Origin of the sequence: Kitasatospora sp. NPDC052868 (assembly GCF_044547105.1) — a bacterium.
Lineage (GTDB): Bacteria > Actinomycetota > Actinomycetes > Streptomycetales > Streptomycetaceae > Kitasatospora.
Window position 1 is genome coordinate 477123 of the sequence record NZ_JBITZW010000003.1, and the last position, 20704, is coordinate 497826.

General features: G+C 73.2%; 11 protein-coding genes and 1 pseudogene. All 12 read left to right on the top strand.

The annotated features are described in order from the left end of the window. Window positions 1-2 precede the first annotated feature (2 nt). The 12 genes and pseudogenes from ACIGZJ_RS08490 (at window position 3) to ACIGZJ_RS08545 (ending at window position 20678) form a co-directional block, all read left to right on the top strand. Window positions 3-2108, top strand: a complete 2106-nt coding sequence (locus ACIGZJ_RS08490; RefSeq protein ID WP_396456528.1) for a right-handed parallel beta-helix repeat-containing protein — start codon at window positions 3-5, stop codon at window positions 2106-2108. A gap of 125 nt (window positions 2109-2233) precedes the next feature. Further along, a complete protein-coding gene (locus tag ACIGZJ_RS08495; RefSeq protein WP_396456529.1) occupies window positions 2234-3277 on the top strand; it encodes a methionine synthase in 1044 nt (347 codons plus the stop codon). 22 nt (window positions 3278-3299) lie between these two features. Then, window positions 3300-5609, top strand: coding sequence for an NAD-dependent DNA ligase LigA (gene ligA, locus ACIGZJ_RS08500; RefSeq protein WP_396456551.1), 2310 nt, complete (start codon window positions 3300-3302; stop codon window positions 5607-5609). Window positions 5610-5982: 373 nt separating this feature from the next. After that, a pseudogene (locus ACIGZJ_RS08505) lies at window positions 5983-7659 on the top strand (putative bifunctional diguanylate cyclase/phosphodiesterase); the annotation flags it as partial. A gap of 230 nt (window positions 7660-7889) precedes the next feature. Further along, window positions 7890-8186: an Asp-tRNA(Asn)/Glu-tRNA(Gln) amidotransferase subunit GatC gene (gene gatC, locus ACIGZJ_RS08510; protein WP_030302932.1), complete on the top strand. Its 297-nt coding sequence runs from the start codon at window positions 7890-7892 to the stop codon at window positions 8184-8186. A 6-nt stretch (window positions 8187-8192) separates the two neighbouring features. Further along, a complete protein-coding gene (gene gatA, locus ACIGZJ_RS08515; protein ID WP_396456530.1) occupies window positions 8193-9686 on the top strand; it encodes an Asp-tRNA(Asn)/Glu-tRNA(Gln) amidotransferase subunit GatA in 1494 nt (497 codons plus the stop codon). Continuing rightward, on the top strand, window positions 9683-9922 hold the full coding sequence (locus ACIGZJ_RS08520; RefSeq protein ID WP_387945351.1) for a hypothetical protein: 240 nt from the start codon (window positions 9683-9685) through the stop codon (window positions 9920-9922). The genes gatA and ACIGZJ_RS08520 overlap by 4 nt, the downstream gene beginning before the upstream one ends. Window positions 9923-9995: 73 nt before the next feature. Continuing rightward, window positions 9996-11507 (top strand): Asp-tRNA(Asn)/Glu-tRNA(Gln) amidotransferase subunit GatB, encoded by a 1512-nt coding sequence (gene gatB / locus ACIGZJ_RS08525; protein ID WP_396456531.1) that lies wholly within the window; start codon window positions 9996-9998, stop codon window positions 11505-11507. A gap of 287 nt (window positions 11508-11794) precedes the next feature. Beyond that, window positions 11795-11959 (top strand): hypothetical protein, encoded by a 165-nt coding sequence (locus ACIGZJ_RS08530; RefSeq protein WP_396456532.1) that lies wholly within the window; start codon window positions 11795-11797, stop codon window positions 11957-11959. Between the two features lie 131 nt (window positions 11960-12090). Then, entirely contained in the window at window positions 12091-15126 is a 3036-nt protein-coding gene (locus ACIGZJ_RS08535; RefSeq protein ID WP_396456533.1) for an AAA family ATPase, read from the top strand. A 459-nt stretch (window positions 15127-15585) separates the two neighbouring features. Next, window positions 15586-18510 (top strand): putative bifunctional diguanylate cyclase/phosphodiesterase, encoded by a 2925-nt coding sequence (locus tag ACIGZJ_RS08540; RefSeq protein WP_396456552.1) that lies wholly within the window; start codon window positions 15586-15588, stop codon window positions 18508-18510. Between the two features lie 314 nt (window positions 18511-18824). Beyond that, on the top strand, window positions 18825-20678 hold the full coding sequence (locus ACIGZJ_RS08545; protein WP_396456534.1) for an acetolactate synthase large subunit: 1854 nt from the start codon (window positions 18825-18827) through the stop codon (window positions 20676-20678). The last annotated feature ends 26 nt before the right edge of the window (window positions 20679-20704 follow it).

Sequence of the window (20704 nt, forward strand, 5' to 3'; positions counted from 1 at the left end):
CGGTGGTGCTGCCCGGGCAGACGGTGGAGATCGCGGCGGGCGGCTACGTCGACAACGCGGTGACCGTGACGCGCTCGGGTACCGCCGAGGCGCCGATCACCTTCCGCGGCCCGGCCAGGAACCACGGCAACGCCAACCTCACCGGCGGTGCGCCGAACGCCCCGACCAGCGCCATCGTGGTCAAGGGCGCCGAGCACATCAGGTTCGAGAACCTGAGCCTCGGGTCGTACTTCAGGCCGGTCGTGGTGGTCGACGGCGGGCACGACGTGTCCTTCACCGGCGTCCAGGGCTCCGGCGGCAGCGGCGTGCACATCACCAACGGCTCCGACCGGGTCGTCTTCGCGGCCGGCAGCCTCCACCACCTGGGCGGTCCGGCCTTCCGGGTCGACGGGGGCTCCACCGGGACGGTGCTGACCACGAACCTGGTCACTCCCGGCAGCAGCGCCGACGGCACCGGGATCGTGGTCGAGGACGCCCCGAACACCGTGGTCGTGGCCAACTCCGTGCAGACCGAGTGCTTCCCCGGCATCGTGCTGAACGGTGCCTCCGGCGGCGCGGTCGTCGAGAACAACACGGTGAACACGGCGCAGTCCGCCACCCGGGCGTGCGGCGCAAGTGCCGCGCGCGCCACCGGAATCGCCGTGGCCCAGAGCGCCACCGGCGGCACCAGGGCGGACTACAACCTGGTCGACCCGACCAGTGGAGGCGGCGCCTACAGCTGGGCCGGCGCCCCGTACGCCGACCAGCCGGCGTTCACCGCGGCGAGCGGCCAGGGCGCCCACGACTTCATCGAGCCGACCACCCTGGCGCGCCGAGGCCCCGACCAGCCGGTCAGCCACATGATCGACTCGGCCGACGAGGCCGCGCCGGGGATGCTGGCAACCGACAACTGGGGTACCGCGGCCACCGACGACCCGACCGTGCCCAACACCGGTACCGGCAGCGGCGTCCGCGACCGGGGGGCGTACGAGTCCCTGAACTTCGGCAGCCTCTTCACGGCGGCCGGCCCGGCCCGGCTGTTGGACACCCGGGCGCCGATCGGGGTGCCGTCGGCGCAGGCCGTCCCGGCGTACGGCACGGTGGACCTTCAGGTCGCCGGTGTGGCGGGGATCCCGGCGAGCGGGGTGACGGCGGTGACGATGAACGTGACCGTCACGGATCCCGAGCAGGAGGGCCACCTCACGGTCTACCCGCACGGGTACGTCGCTCCGACCGCGTCCAACCTCAACTGGGCCGCCGGCCGGACGATTCCGAACCAGGTGACGGTGGCGGTGGAGGACGGCAAGGTGTCCTTCTACAACCACTCCGGCGGCACGGTGCACCTGATCGCCGACCTGGCCGGCTACTACGGCCCGAAGGGCGACCTCTTCCACCCGCAGGGCCCGGCCCGGCTGTTGGACACCCGGGCGCCGATCGGGGCGCCGTCGGCGCAGGCCGTCCCGGCGTACGGCACGATCGACCTGCCGGTGACCGGTGTGGCGGGGATCCCGGCGAGCGGGGTGACGGCGGTGACGATGAACGTGACCGTCACGGATCCGCAGCAGGAGGGCCACCTCACGGTCTACCCGCACGGTGACGCGGCGCCGACCGCGTCCAACCTCAACTGGCCCGCCGGCCGCACGATCGCGAACCTGGTGACGGTGCCGGTGAAGGACGGCAAGGTGTCCTTCCACAACGCCTCGGGCGGCACGGTGCACCTGATCGCCGACCTGGCCGGCTACTACGCCGCCGAGGGGCGCCTGACCTACTACACCGCCGGGCCGTCGCGGATCATGGACACCCGCGAGGTCGGCCACAGCGAGGCCGGGGACCGCCCGGCGGGCGCCGTCGCGGCCTGGGGGACCCTCGACGTCGACGTCAGCGGCGTGCCGAACCTGGGCGCGGCGGTCCTGAACGTCACGGTCACCGGACCGGGCGCCGAGGGCCACCTCACCGCGTACCCGCACGGGGACGCGGCGCCGAACGCCTCGAACCTCAACTTCCTTTCGGGGGAGACCATCGCCAACCAGGTCGTGGTCCCGGTGAAGGACGGCCGGATCTCCTTCTACAACGCGAGCGACGCACCGGTGCACGTGGTGGTCGACATCTTCGGGCTCCAGGTCTACTGACCGCCGGACCCGCACACCTGCACTACCCGCACTACCCGCACACCCGCGGCCCCGGCCCGAGCCCCGCGCTCGGACCGGGGCCGCGCCCGTCCGCCGGCGCAGCTCCGATCTCGTACGCTTCCGGGGTGACCAACGGACTCCCCTTCCCCGACCTGCGTGGCGCCGCCACCGGCGTCGGCTCGCTGCCCGGCACCGACGCACGGGAGGCCGCCAAGACCTCCACCGGGGCCCTGGAGCAGCTGCCGTTCCTGCCCGAACTGCCCGCGCGCGGCCCGGGTGCCGACATGATCGGACGCGGGGCCGGCCTGCTGGTCGAGCTGTTCACGCAGACCGAGCCGAGCGGCTGGCGGTTCACCGACCGGCCAGGCCGGGACACCCGGCGCGCCCGCTCCTGGCTCGGCGAGGACCTGGACGCGCTGGAGGAGTTCACCCAGGGCTACCAGGGCGCGCTCAAGCTGCAGGCCGTCGGACCGTGGACGCTGGCCGCCTCGATCGAGCTCAAGCACGGGGAGAAGGCGCTCGCCGACCCCGGCGCCTGCCGCGACATCGCCGGCTCGCTCACCGAGGGGCTGCGCCGCCACCTCGCCGACGTCCGTACGCGCATCCCCGGCGCGCAGGTGGTGCTCCAGCTCGACGAGCCCTCGCTGCCCGCCGTCCTGACCGGCGCGGTGAAGACCGCCAGCGGCTTCCAGCGGCTGCGCTCGGTGGACCGCCAGGTCGCCGAGGAGGTGCTGCGCGAGGTGGTCCGGGGCCTGGACGCGCCCGTGGTGGTGCACTGCTGCGCCCCCTCCGTGCCGATCCCGCTGCTGCGCCGGGCCGGGGTGGCCGGGATCTCGCTGGACTTCTCGCTCCTGACGGACCGTAGCGACGAGGACCTCGGCGAGGCCGTCGAGGCGGGCACCATGATCCTCGCCGGGGTCGTGCCCTCCACCGACCAGGCGTCCTCTGACCAGGCGTCCTCTCAATCAACGGCAGTGTCCGACCCGGCCGGTAGTGTCCAGGGTGTCAGGACGTTGTGGCGCAGGCTCGGGTTCGCCCCGGAGCTGCTGGGCCGCCGTGTGCTGGTGACGCCCACCTGCGGGCTCGCCGGGGCCTCCCCGGCGTATGCGCGCAAAGCGCTGTCACTGAGCGTGAGGGCGGCCCAGAGCCTGGTGGACAACCCGGAATAAGAGCGTAGGAGGGCTTGCGGTGGTGGCTGTCGAGGGCTGGGAGGAGATCCCGGCGGAGGTGCGCAGGCGGCACGCCGAGCTGGCGGCCGAGATCGAGGACCACCGGTCGCGGTACTACGAGCAGGATGCGCCGGTCGTCAGCGACGCCGAGTTCGACGCGCTGATGCGCGAGCTGGAGGCGATCGAGGCGGAGCACCCGGCGCTGGTCACGCCGGACTCGCCGACCCAGCGGGTCGGCGGGGCGCCCACCGAACTGTTCGCCCCGGTCGAGCACCGCGAGCGGCTGCTCAGCCTGGACAACGCGATGGACGACGAGGAGCTCGCCGCCTGGGCCGAGCGCGTCGCCACCGAGCTGCACGGCATCGACTACCACTACCTGTGCGAGCTCAAGGTGGACGGCCTGGCGGTCAACCTCACCTACGAGAACGGCCAGTTGGTGCAGGCGGCGACCCGCGGCGACGGCCGGGTCGGCGAGGACATCACCGCCAACGTCCGCACCATCAAGGAGATCCCGCACCAGCTCAAGGGCGAGAACATCCCGCAGCTGGTGGAGATCCGCGGCGAGGTGTACTTCCCCACCGAGGAGTTCGACGCGCTGAACGCCTCGTTCGCGCAGGAGAACGAGCTCCGCCGGCAGGAGAACGAGGAGCGCGCCAAGGAGGGCCGCCGGCCCCGGGCGATGATCCGGCTGTTCATGAACCCGCGCAACGCCGCGGCCGGTTCGCTGCGCCAGAAGGACCCGCTCGTCACCGCCTCCCGCCCGCTGCACATGGTGGTGCACGGCATCGGCGCGCGCTCCGGCTTCGACATCGACTGCCAGTCCCACGCCTACCGGTTGCTGCACGACTGGGGCCTGCCCACCGCCCGGCACAACAGGGTGGTCGGCACCCTGGCGGAGGTCCGCGAGTTCATCAGGCACTTCGGCGAGCAGCGGCACTCCGTCGAGCACGAGATCGACGGCGTCGTGGTCAAGGTGGACGAGATCGCCCTCCAGGGCCGGCTCGGCGCCACCTCCAAGTCCCCGCGCTGGGCGATCGCGTGGAAGTACCCGCCGGAGGAGGTGACCGGCCGGCTGGCCGCCATCAAGGTCGGCATCGGGCGCACCGGCCGGGCCACCCCGTACGCGGTGCTGGCCGAGCCGGTGAAGGTGGCCGGCTCGATGGTCCAGTACGCGACGCTGCACAACCAGCAGGTGGTGAAGGCCAAGGACGTCATGCTCGGCGACACCGTGGTGCTGCGCAAGGCGGGGGACGTCATCCCCGAGATCCTCGGGCCGGTGTACGACCTGCGGGACGGCACCGAGGTGGAGTTCGTGATGCCCTCGCACTGCCACGAGTGCGGCGCCGAGCTGCGCGCGATGGCCGAGGGGGACATCGACCTGCGGTGCCCGAACGCGCAGTTCTGCCCGGCGCAGATCCGCGAGCGGATCGCCTTCCTCGGCGGCCGGTCCTCGCTGGACATCGAGGGCCTGGGCTATGTCGCGGCCACCGCGCTGACCCAGCCGCTGGAGCCGGCCGAGGCGCCGGTCCGGGACGAGGGCGACATCTTCGGGCTCTCCGAGGAGCAGCTGCTGCCGATCCGGGTGCTGGTGCGCGACCCGAAGACGGGCATGCCCAAGCTGGACGACACCACGGGGGAGGAGAAGGAGGTGTTCTTCTTCGCCACCACCACGGGCGCGCCGAAGAAGACCACCGGCCTGCTGCTGGAGAACCTGGAGAAGGCCAAGCGGCAGCCGCTCTGGCGGTTCCTCAACGGCCTGTCGATCCGCCATGTCGGGCCGGTGGCCGCCGACGCGCTGGCACGCGAGTTCCGGGACCTGGACGCGATCTTCGCGGCCGACGAGGAGCGGCTGGCCGCCACCGAGGGCGTCGGCTCCGGCACGGCCCGCTCGATCATCGAGTGGTACCAGGAGGACTGGCACCGGGAGATCCTGGAGAAGTGGCGCGCCGCCGGCGTCCGGTTCGTCGAGGAGCGCACCGAGGAGGAGGGCGAGCGCCCGCTGGAGGGCCTGACGGTCGTCGTCACCGGCACGCTGGCCGGGCACACCCGGGACGGCGCCAAGGAGGCGCTGACCTCGCGCGGTGCCAAGGTGACGGGGTCGGTCTCCAAAAAGACCGATTTTGTCGTCGCCGGTGACAACCCCGGTTCCAAGTACGACAAGGCCGTTCAGCTCGGCCTGCCCGTCCTGGACGACGCGGGCTTCACCGTCCTGCTGGAGCAGGGTCCGCAGGCGGCCCGCACCCACCTCGGGATCGCGGCCCCCGAGGCCGCCGAAGAGGCCGCTGAGCAGGCCTTGGAGCAGGCGCCCGAGGAGGCCCCGGCCGAAGGCTGACCCGCGCGCGGGAGGGGCGGCCCGGTCTTGTTATCGTCCTGATGCAACGTCATCGGGTGCCGCACGGTGAAAGCGGGCATTGTGTCACCGTGCGGCACCGGAACGCGGTGGCGCGTTCCCGGTTGTCCGAAAGTCTGCCCGCCGGGTGGGCCCGGGAATACCCTGGAGCGCAACAGAGTGTCAGCAGGGGTGGGGGCACCGGCTGAGCCGGTCTCCGCGGGGTCGCTCCATGCCCGGCAGCTGCCGGTACCAGTGCGGTGCCTCACCGTAAGGCGGCCTGACGGGGCGGGCCCGACGGAGGACAGGGCTTATGGATCGTACGACCGGCGGTGCGCCCACACGCCCGCCGCAGGGGGTGGCAGGTGCGGTCCTGCTGCTCGGCGTGCTGCTGGCCGGCGCCGCGCCGCTCATCCCGCTGGCCGTCCTGGTCTACCGGTACGAACCCGAGCTGCTGCCGCTGTTCGCGGTGCCGCTGGCCGTGCTCTTCGCGGCCTGGCGGATCGCCCGGGACCGCGCCCGTGACCAGCTGACCGACCCGCTGACGGATCTGCCCAACCGTCAGGCGTTACTCCTGGCCGCCCAGGAGGCGATCGCCGAGCAGGAGGACGGCTACAGCGTCGGTCTCATCCTCCTCGACCTCGACCGCTTCCGGTCGCTCAACGACACACTCGGACACACGGCCGGCGACCGGCTGCTGGTTCACATCGCCCGCCGACTGCACCGGGCGCTGCGCTCCGGCGGCCACGCGGGCAGCGCGACCCGGGAGTCGATCGACGACGTCTTCGCCGGGCTGCCCCGGCACTACCGGCGCGGCCGCCCGCTGGTGGCCCGGATGGGCGGGGACGAGTTCGCCGTCCTGCTGCCCGGCATCGGCTGCCCGGACACCCTGGAACGGGTCGCCAAGGCGCTGATCGCCGAGCTGGCCGCACCGATCCGGCTGGACGGTCTGCTGCTCGTGCTGGAGGCCAGCGCGGGCGTCTGCGTCTACCCGCAGCACGCCCAGGACGCCGAGGCGCTGCTGCGCCGGGCCGACGTCGCGATGGGCCACGCCCAGCGCGGCCGGACCAGCGTCGAGCAGTACGACGAGGCCCAGGACGCCGACACGCCGTACCGGATCGGGCTGCTCGGCGATCTGCGGCGGGCCCTGGAGACCGGTGAGGTGCAGCTGCACTACCAGCCGAAGGTGGCCTTCGACGGCCGGGTGGTCGGTCTGGAGGCGCTGCTGCGCTGGGAGCGGCCCGGCCAGGGCAAGGTCTCCCCGGACGAGTTCGTCGGGCTGGCGGAGTCCAGCGGCCTGATGCCCCGGCTGACCGACTACGTGCTGGAGGCGGCGGTCGGCCAGCTCGCCTACTGGCGCGAGCAGGGCCTCCAGGTGCAGGTCGCGGTGAACGTCTCGCCGCGCGACGTGCTCAACCCCGGCTTCGCCCAGCGGGTCGCCGGGCACCTGGTGCGCCACCAGGTGCCGGCCCACGCACTCCAGCTGGAGATCACCGAGCGGCTGCTGCTGGACGACTCCCGGCGGGCCGCCGACACCCTCGCCGAGCTGCGCGGCTACGGCGTGGGGATGTCCCTGGACGACTTCGGTACCGGCCACTCCTCGCTGGTGCGGCTGCGCAGCCTGCCGGTCGGCGAGCTGAAGATCGACCGCTCCTTCGTCTCCCGGATGGTCGCCGACGACCACGACGCGGCCGTGGTCCGCTGCTCGGTGGAGCTGGCCCACTCGCTGGGCCTGACCGTCGTCGCCGAGGGCGTCGAGGACGACGAGACCTGGGAGCGGCTGCACGGCATGGGCGTGGACGCCGTCCAGGGCTGGCTGGTCTCGGCGGCGCTGCCGGCCGAGCAGGCCACCGCCTGGCTGCGGGTGCACCGCACCGGGGCCCCGCCGGTGGAGCGGCTGACCTCGGCCCCGCAGCTGCCCTCCGTCGTCAAGCCGGCGATCCCGCCTGCCATGCCGCCCGTCCTGCCGCCGGCGATCCAGGCCGTCCAGGCCGCGCATCTGGAGATCCAGGCCCCCGCCGCGCCGAGTTGGGCGCCGATCAGGCCGCAGTAGCGCCCGCCGGCACCACGGTGACCGGGCCCCGAGCAGGCCGCGGCGGCGGCCGCCGGCGCCGCGGTGACCGGGCCCGGCGGTTACTCGTTGGCCGGTGGCCGGGCCGAGCCCCATAGGATGGGGCCACAGACCAAGAGGACGGGAGCGCCGAGCCGGCTGCTCCTGCCCGGGCCCGGCACCGCCTGAGCGCGTCGCCGGGTCTCACCAGAACTCACCCTGAGGATCGCTGCATGCCTGGCATCACGCGCGAGGAGGTCGCCCACCTCGCTCGGCTGTCGCGTCTTGAGTTGCAGGCCGAAGAGTTGGACCACTTCGCCGAGCAGCTCGACGTGATCATCGGCGCGGTCGCCCGCGTTTCCGAGGTCGCCGGACAGGACGTCCCGCCGACCTCCCACCCGCTGCCGCTGACCAACGTCATGCGCGCGGACGAGGTGCGGCCGTCGCTCACCCCGGACCAGGCGCTGGCCGGCGCCCCGGCCGCCGAGGAGCAGCGTTTCCGTGTGCCGCAGATCCTCGGGGAGGACTGACCCACCATGACCGACCTGATCCACTACACCGCCGCCGAGACCGCCTCCGCGATCTCCAAGGGCGAGGTCTCCGCCGTCGAGGTCGCCCAGGCCCACCTGGACCGCATCGGCGCCGTCGACCAGAAGGTCAACGCCTTCCTGCACGTCGACACCGAGGGCGCGCTGAGCGCCGCCCGCGCCGTCGACGAGAAGCGCGCCAAGGGCGAGGAGCTGGGCCCGCTGGCCGGCGTCCCGCTCGCGCTGAAGGACGTCTTCACCACCAAGGGTGTGCCGACCACCTGCGGCTCCAAGATCCTCGAGGGCTGGATCCCGCCGTACGACGCCACGCTGACCACGCGTCTCAAGGACGCCGGCGTCGTCATCCTCGGCAAGACCAACATGGACGAGTTCGCGATGGGCTCCTCCACCGAGAACTCCGCCTACGGCGTGACCGGCAACCCGTGGGACCTCTCCCGCATCCCCGGCGGCTCCGGCGGCGGTTCGGCCGCCGCGCTGGCCGCCTTCGAGGCCCCGCTGGCGATCGGCACCGACACCGGCGGCTCGATCCGCCAGCCCGGCGCCGTCACCGGCACGGTCGGCGTCAAGCCGACCTACGGCTCGGTGTCCCGCTACGGCCTGGTCGCGTTCTCCTCCTCGCTGGACCAGGGCGGCCCCTGCGCCCGCACCGTGCTGGACGCGGCGCTGCTGCACGAGGCGATCGCCGGGCACGACCCGCTGGACTCCACCTCGATCGACGCGCCCGTCCCGGCCGTGGTCGAGGCCGCCAAGCTGCGCGACGTGCGCGGCATGCGGATCGGCGTGGTCAAGGAGTTCGCCGGCGAGGGCTACCAGGCCGGCGTGATGCAGCGCTTCAACGAGTCCGTGGAGCTGCTGCGCGAGCTGGGCGCCGAGGTCGTCGAGGTCTCCTGCCCGTCCTTCACCCTGGCGCTGCCGGCGTACTACCTGATCGCGCCCAGCGAGGCCTCCTCCAACCTGGCCCGCTTCGACGCGATGCGCTACGGCCTGCGGGTCGGCGACGACGGCACCCGCTCCGCCGAGGACGTCACCGCCCTCACCCGCGAGGCCGGCTTCGGCCCCGAGGTGAAGCGCCGCATCATCCTCGGCACCTACGCCCTCTCCTCGGGCTACTACGACGCCTACTACGGCTCGGCCCAGAAGGTCCGCACGCTCATCTCGCGCGACTTCGACGCCGCCTTCGCCGGTGTGGACGTGCTGGTCTCCCCGACCACCCCGACCACCGCCTTCCCGATCGGCGAGCGCGCCGACGACCCGATGGCGATGTACCTGGCCGACCTCTGCACGATTCCGTCGAACCTCGCGGGCAACGCGGCCATGTCGCTGCCCTGCGGGCTCGCCCCGGAGGACAATCTCCCGGTCGGCCTGCAGATCATCGCACCCGCGATGGCGGACGACCGCCTGTACCGCGTGGGCGGCGCCGTCGAGGCCGCACTCAACGACAAGTGGGGGCACCCCCTGCTGGAGGAGGCACCGGCACTGTGAGCAAGATCGAGAAGGCCAAGGGCTTCAAGCACAGCAAGCCCGGCCTGTGGCTGTCCATCGGCACCAGCGCCTTCGGCGCGGTGTCGATCGTCAAGGACGTCAAGCGCGCCCGCGGCGAGAACGACACGCTCAAGCTGATCAACGCCCTGGTCGGCGCCGCCGCCCTGGTCACCGGTACGGCCCTGCTGGTACGCGAGCTGCGCCGCCTCGGCGACGACGACGTCCTGCTGGGCTGAGCGCCCCGGCCCGGCCCCGCGCGAGCGGCGGCCGGGCCCGTACCTCCCAAAGACTTTTTAGTGAAGGGACGCTGTGAGCGTCATGAACCTGGTCTCCTACGAGGACGCTCTCGCGTCGTTCGACCCGGTGATGGGCCTGGAGGTCCACGTCGAGCTGGGCACCAAGACCAAGATGTTCTGCGGTTGCTCGACCGAGCTGGGCGCCGAGCCGAACAGCCAGGTCTGCCCGACCTGCCTCGGCCTGCCGGGCTCGCTGCCGGTGGTCAACGCGATCGGCGTGGAGTCGGCCGTCAAGATCGGTCTGGCGCTGAACTGCGAGATCGCCGAGTGGTGCCGGTTCGCGCGGAAGAACTACTTCTACCCGGACATGCCGAAGAACTTCCAGACCTCGCAGTACGACGAGCCGATCGCCTTCAACGGCTACCTCGACGTGCAGCTGGAGGACGGCTCGACCTTCCGGGTGGAGATCGAGCGCGCCCACATGGAGGAGGACACCGGCAAGTCCACCCACGTCGGCGGTGCCACCGGCCGTATCCACGGTGCCTCGCACTCGCTGCTGGACTACAACCGGGCCGGCATCCCGCTGATCGAGATCGTCACCAAGCCGATCGAGGGCGCCGGTGAGCGCGCCCCCGAGGTCGCCAAGGCGTACGTCGCCGAGCTGCGCGAGCTGATCAAGGCGCTGGGCGTCTCCGAGGCCCGGATGGACAAGGGCCAGATGCGCTGCGACGTCAACCTGTCGCTGCGCCCCAACGGCACCACCACGTTCGGCACCCGCTCCGAGACCAAGAACGTCAACTCGCTGCGCAGCGTCGAGCGGGCCGCCCGGTTCGAGATCCAGCGGCACGCGACCGTGCTGACCGACGGCGGCACGATCATCCAGGAGACCCGGCACTTCCACGAGGAGGACGGCTCCACCACCTCCGGCCGGATCAAGGACAACGCCGAGGACTACCGCTACTTCCCCGAGCCGGACCTGGTGCCGATCGCGCCCGCCCGGGAGTGGGTCGAGGAGCTGCGCGCCGGGCTGCCCGAGCTGCCGCGGGTGCGCCGCGCCCGGCTGCAGGGCGACTGGGGCCTGTCCGACAAGGACATGCAGTCGGTGCTGAACGCCGGCGCGGTCGAGCCGATCCTGGAGACTATCGCCGCCGGCGCCCCGGCCGACCAGGCCCGCAAGTGGTGGATGGGCGAGCTGGCCCGCCGGGCCAACGAGACCGGCACCGAGCTGAGCGAGCAGCCGATCACCCCGGTGCAGGTCGCCCGGGTCACCGCGCTGGTCGCCGAGGGCAAGCTGAACGACAAGCTGGCCCGCCAGGTCATCGAGGCCGTGCTGGCCGGCGAGGGCGAGCCGGACGAGGTCGTCGAGAAGCGCGGCCTGGCCGTGGTCTCGGACGACTCCGCGCTCGGTGCGGCCGTCGACGAGGCCATCGCCGGCAACGAGGCGATCGCCGCCAAGATCCGCGACGGCAAGGTCGCGGCCGTGGGCGCGCTGGTCGGCGCGGTCATGAAGGCCACCCGTGGCCAGGCCGACGCGGCGCGCGTGAAGGACCTCATCCTGGAGCGCCTCGGCGTGGAGGGCCAGTAAGTACAGCCTGGAGCGCCTCGGCGTGGAGGGCCAGTAGTAGGAACTGTCCGCAGAACCGCGGTTTTGCCTACGGTTCTAAGGCGCCTAAGGCCTTCTAAGGCACCTTAGGTCGACTCAGGGCCCGGATTCACCTCGTAAGTGGGGTGGATCCGGGCCTTTGCCGTACCCGGGGTGCCGGGTCTAAGCCGAAGACCGCCCGCAAGATCCGGCAGGCTGCCGATGTGGCACCCCCCACTGGGAGAGGAATCTTTACCTCAGAACGAGAGACCACCACGAGGGGAAACACCGTGATCGAGTACGAGCTCATCCAGCAGCACCAGCGGGAGCTGCGCCACCGCGCCGAGCAGGAACGGCTGGTCCTCCAGGCCAGGGCCCCGCGGGCCGGGCGCGGACTGCGCCGCCTGGTCGGCACCCGTACCGAGCGGCGCGCCGCTCACCTCCGCGAGTGCTGACAGACCGGCACCCCTCGGGTGCCGAGGGGGAGAAGGAAGGGGAGGTGCCCACCGGCGCCTCCCCTTCCGGCCGTCCGGGGGACGGGATAACCGGTCGGCCTGCCGACTGGGCCTATGGCATGCTCGCATCCATGCAGCAGATATCGGTGAGTCCCGTCTTCGTCGGCCGTGGCACCGAGATCACCGCACTGGGGGAGGCGCTGCGCCGGGCCGGGGCCGGCAGCCCGCAGGCCGTGCTGATCGGCGGCGAGGCGGGGGTCGGCAAGACCCGGCTGCTGGAGGAGTTCCTGCAGCAGGCCTGCGACGGCGGCGGACAGGTCGTCACCACCGTCGGCGGCTGCCTGGAGGTCGGCGCCGAGGGCCTGCCGTACGCGCCGCTGTCCACCGCGCTGCGTCGGCTGCACCGCGCCCTGGGCGCCGAACTGGAGGCCGCCGCCGAGGGCAGCGAGGGCCATCTCGCCCGGCTGCTGCCCGACTTCGGCGAGGCCGACGGCGAGCCCAACGACGAGTACGGCCGAGCCCGGCTGTTCGAGCACACCGCGAGGCTGTTCGAGCGACTCGGCGTGGACCGTACCCTCGTCCTCGCCGTCGAGGACCTGCACTGGTCCGACCGCTCCACCCGCGAGCTGTTCGCCTACCTGGTCCGCACCCTGCACCGGGCCCGGGTCCTGCTGGTCGCCACCTACCGCACCGACGACCTGCACCGCCGCCACCCGCTGCGGCCCTTCCTCGCCGAGCTCGAACGGCTGCGCACCGTCCAGCGGCTGGAGCTGGAGCGCTTCCGCCGCGGCGAGGTGGCCGCCCAGCTGGCCGGCATCCTCGGCACCGGCGCGCCCGACAGCCAGCTGGTCGACCGGATCCACCGCCGCTCCGAGGGCAACCCGTTCTTCGTCGAGGAGCTCGCCACCGCCTTCCAGGACGGCTGCTTCTCCGGACTGACCGACTCGCTGCGCGACATCCTGCTGGTCCGGGTCGAGAGCCTGGACGAGGGGACCCAGCGGGCCGTGCGGATCGCCGCCGAGGGCGGCTCCTACGTCGAACACGCGCTGCTCGCCGCCGTCCTGGACGACGAGGAGGAGCTGATCGAGTCGCTGCGGGCCGCCGTCGGCGCCAACATCCTGCGCCCGGACACCGACGGCGACGGCTACCGCTTCCGGCACGCGCTGGTCCGCGAGGCCGTCTCGGACGACCTGCTGCCCGGCGAGCGGCACCGGATCAACCGCCACTTCGCCACCGCCCTGGAGGCCCAGCCCCACCTGGTCGCCTGCGACGTCCGCCCGGCCCGGCTGGCCAACTACTGGTACCACGCGCACGATCCGGCGCGGGCCCTGCCGACCGCCCTGGACGCCGCCCGGGCCGCCCGGCGGCGCAACGCCTTCGCCGAGCAGCTGGGCATGCTGGAGCGCGCCCTGGAGCTGTGGGACCAGGTGTCCGAGGACGTCCTGGAGCACACCCTGCGCCCCTACGACTGGGCCGAGACCTACCCGCCCTGCGGCTGCGACCACGATACGCACGACGCCTCCTGCGCGCGGCTGCAACTGATCGACGTCCTGGCCGAGGCGGTGGTCGCGGCCCGCCGCAGCGGCGACCGCGAGCGCGGGCTGAGCCTGTCCCGGCGCGCACTGAAGCTGGTCGACGAGCAGGAGAACCCGGCCCGCGCCGCCTGGTTCCGGATCAACCGGGCCCGGATGCTCGGCCACCTGCGCCGCTCCGGCGACGACGAGGAGATCGCGCACGCCCACCGGCTGGTCGAGAACCTCGCGCCGTCCGCCGTCCAGGCCGAGGTGTTCGCGCTCGGGGCCGGCGTCGCGATGCTCAAGCACCCCGGGCCGGAGCACATCGAACTCGCCGAGCGGGCCGTGGCGATCGCCCGGCAGGTCGGCGCGCACTCGGTCGAGCAGCACGCCCGGATGACCCTCTCCAGCCTGCACAACGACCTCGGCAACGACCCGGACGCCGCCGTCGCCGAACTGACCGCGGCGGTGGAGGCCACCCGCCGGCTCGGGGTGCCCGACGTCCTGCTGCGCGGGATCAACAACCTGGCCAGCATGCTGCGCGGGCTGGGCCGCTCCGAGGAGGCGGTGGCGCTCGCCCGCGAGGGGCTGGAGGCCGCCGACAGCACCGGGCTGCTGCGCAACACCGGCACCATCCTGATCGGCAACCTGGCCGAGGCGCTGATCGACCTCGGCCGCACCGAGGAGGCCGCCCGGGTGCTGGCCGACTCCGAGGCGACCCGCCCGCACGGCACCCACGCGGAGTTCCTGGACCGGATGCGCGGCGAACTCGCCCTGCTGAGCGGCGACCTGTCGGCCGCGACCGGACTGCTGGCGCAGGCCCGGGCGGCCAACCGGATCGGCCAGCTCCAGCACTCGGTGCCGATCAGCCGGCTGGCCGTGCGGATCGCCGCCCTGAGCGGACGCCCGCTGGAGGCCCGCGCCGAGCTGCTGGCGGCACTGGACCTGCCGATCGGGCAGGAGGCCGACCTCTACCCGCTGCTGGTGGAGGGCGCCGCGGTGGAGGCCGACTGCCGGGGCCTGCCGGAGGCCGAGGACGGCCGCGCCGAGGTACTGGCCAGGATCGCCGCCGCGGCCGCCGGGCTGACCCCCAAGGCGCCGCTGCACCACGGCTGGGCCCGGCTGCTGGAGGCCGAACTGGCCCGGGCCGAGGGCGCCGACACCCCGGCGCACTGGTCGGCCGCCGTCGACGCGCTGCGCCCGACCGCACTGGCGTACCCGCTGGCCTGGGCGCTGCTGCGCACCGCCGAGGCCGAGGTGCTGGCCGGGCGCCGCGAGGAGGCCGGCGAACTGCTGCGCGAGGCACGGAAGCTGGCCAAGGCCCGGGGTGACGCCCCGCTGCTCGCCGAGATCGCCGCGCTGGCCGACCGGGCCGGCCTGGCGCTCACCGCGCGCCGGGCAGCCCCCGCCAAGGCGCCGCTCGCCGGGGAGTCCCTCGGCCTCACCCCCCGTGAGCGGGACGTGCTCCGACTGCTCGCGCAGGGCCGTACCAACCGGCAGATCGCCGAGGAGCTGTACATCTCGCCGAAGACCGCGAGCGTGCACGTCTCCAACATCCTCGGCAAGTTGGAGGTGACCGGCCGGGGCGAGGCGGCCGCGCTGGCCCACCGGCTCCGGCTCTTCCCGGAGGACCTCGCCGCGGCCGGCCGCTGATCCGCCGGTCCGCCGCCGGGACCGCGCCCGGGTGCGGCCGGCGGCGGGCGCCGCCGCGTGCTCCCGTGCGCGCCGCGTGAGCCCCCGCCCGCGCGCCGCCGCCAACCGGGCCGATCCGGCGGAATCGGGTGCAATTCCCCACCCCTGCGCCATTACTCTAAGTTGAGTGTGCGTGTCATTGAGTGACCGAAGTGGTGTAGGGTCCCACCAGGGAACATCGGTGCGGTGCGGCGACCGGAAGGCCGCCCACCCCCTGGGCCACCGCCCTGACGGGGCGCCAGGTCACCGCGTACGGCCACCTGGTGCGCGGCCGGTGGACCGTGGCCGGGGCGCGAGGTCCCGGGCCGGAGGGGGAGAGGCCGAGTGAGCTCCACCGATGCGGTGCTGCCCGGAGCCGGACGGCCCGGCGTACCGGAATCCGACGCGTCCACGACCGCCCCGGGCGGCCCGACCCGCAGGCTGCTGCACAGCCGCGGGCTGCCCGGCGCCGCGCTCGGCGCGCTCTGCCTGACGTATGCGCTGGGTGCGTCCCTGGGCTGGGGATCCCCCCAACTCTCGGTCTTCATGGGTGACTTCGGCCTGGCCGCGGCCGCCCTCGCGGCCGCGCTGTCCTGCCTGGCGTACGGCTGCGCGGTCGGCGGCCACGCCCGCCCCGCCTGGCTGCTGTTCGGCCTCTCCTCGCTGATGGTCTCCTTCGGCAACGGCACCTGGGGCTGGTACGAACTGGTGGAGGGCACCCCGCTGCCCCAGGACTCGCTCGCCGAGTACGCCTTCCTGCTGTTCGCCCCGCTCGCCATCACCGGCGTCCTGGTGCTCGCCCAGCGCCCGCGCAGCGCGGCCGGCTGGCTCTGCCTGTTGCTCGACGGCTGGCTGGTGGCCGGCTCGCTGTTCACCCTCAGCTGGAGCCTGGCGCTCGGGCGCACCGCCGCCGGCGAGGTCGGCTCCCCGCTGCGCCTCGCCCTCAACCTGGCCTACCCCGTCCTGGACATCCTGCTGGTCAGCCTGGTCGTCGGGCTGCGCTTCGGCGGCCGCGACGGCAACCGGGCGGCGGTGCACACCGCGATGGTGGGCCTGGCCGTCACGGTGCTCTGCGACGCCCTGTTCACCTCGCCCGAGCTGCGGGTCAGCTACCACTCGGGCGAGCTGCTGGACGCCGGCTGGTTCGCCGGCAGCCTGCTGCTGGCCTGGGCGCCGTGGTCGCCGCGCTGGCGCCGCCCGCTGCGCGAGCACCCCTCGGTCGGCGGCCTGCCGCGCCGCCGGGTGGCCACCACCTTCAGCGCGCTCACCCCGTACGCGGCGGCCGCGGTCTGCACCGCCGGGATCCTCTACAACGCCCTCGGTGGACGGCCGTTGGACCGGGTGGTGGCCTCCGCCGCCTGCACCGTCGGCCTCGCGCTGATCCTGCGGCAGGGCGTGATGCTGCTCGACAACCTCTCGCTGGCGCAGGAACTCGCCCACAAGGAGGCGCACTTCCGCTCCCTGGTGCAGGGCTCCAGCGACGTCATCATGATCGCCGGTGCCAACGGCGTGCTCTCCTACGTCTCCCCGGCCGCGCTCGGCGTCTACGGCCGCGACCCGGAGGAGCTGGTCGGCGGGAACCTGCTCGACCTGGTCCACCCCGAGGACGTGGACCGGGTGCTGCTGGAGGTCCGCCGCTTCCTCGCCCGCGGCCGGCGCGCGGCCCACCGCAACCCGGGCGCCGCCGAGCCCTCCGCCCGGGTGGAGTGCCGGATCAGCTCCGGCGGCGGCGAGTGGCTGCACGTCGAGTCCACCGTCAACCGGTACCGCGACGGCCTGATCCTCAACAGCCGGGACGTCACCGAACGCGTGATACTCCAGGCCCAGTTGCAGCACAACGCCTTCCACGACCCGCTGACCGACCTGCCCAACCGGGCGCTGTTCTCCCAACGGGTGCGGGCCGCGCTCGGCGCCCGCGGACAGCAGGGCGAGAGCGGCACCGGGGTCGCGGTGCTCTTCCTCGACCTGGACGGCTTCAAGGCCGTCAACGACAGCGCCGGCCACCAGGTCGGCGACGAGCTGCTGGTGCAGGCCGCCCGCCGGCTCCAGGGCGCGGTGCGCTGCGGGGACACCGTCGCCCGCTTCGGCGGCGACGAGTTCGCCGCCCTGGTCTGCGGACCGCTCGGCCGGCTGCAGGTCCAGGAGCTCGCCGAGCGGCTGCGGGTCGCGCTCTCCGAGCCGTACTGGATCGGCGGCGCCGAACTCAGCGTCGCGGCCAGCATCGGCATCGCCTTCGGCACCCCCGAGCGCGGCCCGGCGGCCGACCCGAGGGCCGCCACCGACGAGCTGATGCGCAACGCCGACCTCGCGATGTACCGGGCCAAGTCCGAGGGCAAGGGCCGGGTGGTGCTCTACACCCCGGCCATGCGCGCCGACCTGGAGCGCCGCACCGAGCTGGAGGAGCGGCTGCGGGTGGCCGTCCGCGAGGGCGGCTTCACCCTGCTCCACCAGCCGGTGGTGGACCTCGTCAACGGCGCCGTGGCCACCGTCGAGGCGCAGGCCCGCTGGCGCTCCGCGCAGGGCCTGCTGCTCACCCCCGCCGAGTTCCTGCGCTCGGCCGAGTTCGGCGACGCGGCCACCCGGTTCTCCCGCTGGCTGATCCACGAGGCGGTGGCGGCGGCGGTGCTGCGGCGCGCGGCGGCGGCCCGGATCCGCCCGGCGCAGGCGCCCGTCCCGGTCTGCGTCCGGCTCTCCGCCGAGCGGCTCTGCTCGCCCGGCATGTACGAGGCGGTGGTGGCCGCTCTGCGGGACACCGGCCTGCCCGCCACCCAGCTGGTGATCGAGGTGGCCCGGATGGGACCGGACGCCCTGGCGGACGAGCTCGGCCGGCGGCTGGCGGCCCTGCGCAGACTCGGCGTCTCCACCGCGCTGGCCGGGTTCGGTGCGGGCAGCGGCTCGCTCGGCGCCCTGGCCAGGCTGCCGTTCGACGGGCTCAAACTGGACCGCACGCTCGTCCAGGACCTGGGGGAGTCCGCGCTCAGCCGGACCCTCGCCGGGCACGCCCTGAGGCTCGGCCGCGACCTCGGGCTGGTGACCGCCGCCGAGGGGGTGGACCTGCCGCGGCAGGTCTCCGCCCTCCAGGAGCTGGGCTGCCGCCAGGGCCAGGGATCGGCCTTCGCCCCGCCGCTCGACGAGACCAGGCTGCGCCGAGCCCTGGCCCGCCGGGTCTACCCGCTGCCGAGACCGCCCGGCCCGCTCGCGGCCCGTCGCCCGCACCTTGCCCCCGACACCCGGACGAGTGGCCGCGGGGAGGCCGGGCCCGCCCGTGTCGCACATCACCACGGGCCCTCCGACCTGCCCGAACACCGCGCCGTGGCAGGTCCGGGACATGGTCCGCATGGCGAGACTGTCGTCCCACCTGCTTGACAGTCGCCCCCGCACGGGAGGAAGGTCGTTGCCATGCGCACCCGAATTCTCGTACTTGGCGGGCGCGTCGGCTGAGCGGGCCTGAACGTCCCGCTTGTGACAGACCGACGCGCCACCCCTCGCATGCCCTTGGCACGAGGGGTTTTTTGTTGCACTGACGCTGTTCCACCACCGCAAGACCCCTGGCTCCAGCCGCCCTCACCGCCCCGATCTCGTGGGAAAAGGGGGACGATTGGGGCAGAGCCGGCGATCGGCCCGAACCGGATAGAACCCTCGCTACCCCGGGCCGGCAGAACCCGAGAAGAGACAGGCAGATGACCGAGCACGCCGCATCCCCCCGCCGCGGGGACACCCCGGCCGCCCACGCTCCCGCTCCCCAGCACGTCGTCGAGACCATGACCGGCGCCCAGTCGCTCATCCGCTCGCTGGAGGCCGTGGGCGCGGACACCGTCTTCGGCATCCCGGGCGGGGCCATCCTTCCCGCGTACGACCCGCTGATGGACTCGACCAAGGTGCGCCACATCCTGGTCCGCCACGAGCAGGGCGCCGGCCACGCCGCCACCGGCTTCGCCCAGGCGACCGGCCGGGTCGGGGTCTGCATGGCCACCTCCGGCCCCGGCGCGACCAACCTGGTGACCCCGATCGCCGACGCCTACATGGACTCCGTCCCGCTGGTGGCCATCACCGGCCAGGTCTCCTCCAAGGCGATCGGCACCGACGCCTTCCAGGAGGCGGACATCTGCGGCATCACGATGCCGATCACCAAGCACAACTTCCTGGTGACCGACCCGGCCGAGATCCCCCGGGTGATCGCCGAGGCCTTCCACATCGCCGCCACCGGCCGCCCCGGCCCGGTCCTGGTCGACATCGCCAAGGACGCGCTGCAGGCCACCACCACCTTCCGCTGGCCGGTCGAGACCTCGCTGCCCGGCTACCGCCCGGTCACCAAGCCGCACGCCAAGCAGATCCGCGAGGCCGCGAAGATGCTGGTGGGCGCCAAGCGCCCGGTGCTGTACGTCGGCGGCGGCGTGCTCAAGGCGAACGCCACGGCCGAGCTGCGGATCCTGGCCGAGCTGACCGGTGCCCCGGTGGTCACCACCCTGATGGCGCTCGGCGCCTTCCCCGACAGCCACCCGCAGCACCTGGGCATGCCCGGCATGCACGGCACCGTCCCGGCCGTCACCGCGCTGCAGAAGTCGGACCTGCTGTTCACCCTCGGTGCCCGCTTCGACGACCGCGTCACCGGCAAGCTGGACAGCTTCGCCCCGTACGCCAAGATCGTCCACGCCGACATCGACCCGGCCGAGATCGGCAAGAACCGCCCGGCCGACGTGCCGATCGTCGGTGACGCCCGCGAGGTGCTGGCCGACCTGATCGTCGCCGTCCAGGCCGAGTTCGACGCCGGCCACAAGGGCGACTACGCGGACTGGTGGGTCAAGCTCAACGAGTGGAAGAAGACCTACCCGCTGGGCTACGAGCCGGCCCCCGCCGGGCAGCTCTCCCCGCAGCAGGTCATCGAGCGGATCGGCCAGCTGGTCGGCCCGGAGGCGATCTACGCCGCGGGCGTCGGCCAGCACCAGATGTGGAGCTCGCAGTTCATCCAGTTCGAGAAGCCGGCCACCTGGCTGAACTCGGGCGGCGCGGGCACCATGGGCTACGCCGTGCCGGCCGCGATGGGCGCCAAGGCGGGCCGCCCGGAGACGGCGGTCTGGGCGATCGACGGCGACGGCTGCTTCCAGATGACCAACCAGGAGCTGGTCACCTGCGCGCTCAACGACATCCCGATCAAGGTCGCCGTCATCAACAACGGTTCGCTGGGCATGGTCCGCCAGTGGCAGACCCTGTTCTACAACCAGCGCTACTCCAACACCGTGCTGCACGCCGGCCCGGGCCACGACGGCATCGAGCCGCCGGCCCAGGGCACCCGGATCCCCGACTTCGTGCTGCTCTCCGAGGCGATGGGCTGCGTCGGCCTGCGCTGCGAGCGCCCGGAGGACCTGGACGCGGTGATCAAGCAGGCGATGGAGATCAACGACCGCCCGGTGGTCATCGACTTCATCGTCCACCAGGACGCGATGGTCTGGCCGATGGTCGCGGCCGGCACCAGCAACGACGAGATCCAGTTCGCCAAGGGCGTCCGGCCCGACTTCGGCGACGACCTCGACTGAAGCCCCCCTCCAGAGCGACCAAGGGA

Bases quoted from the DNA above. Each gene is read 5' to 3' on its own strand.
- gatC (WP_030302932.1), top strand. From the start codon at position 7,890: ATGCCTGGCATCACGCGCGAGGAGGTCGCCCACCTCGCTCGGCTGTCG.
- ACIGZJ_RS08545 (WP_396456534.1), top strand. From the start codon at position 18,825: ATGACCGAGCACGCCGCATCCCCCCGCCGCGGGGACACCCCGGCCGCC.
- ACIGZJ_RS08535 (WP_396456533.1), top strand. From the start codon at position 12,091: ATGCAGCAGATATCGGTGAGTCCCGTCTTCGTCGGCCGTGGCACCGAG.
- gatA (WP_396456530.1), top strand. From the start codon at position 8,193: ATGACCGACCTGATCCACTACACCGCCGCCGAGACCGCCTCCGCGATC.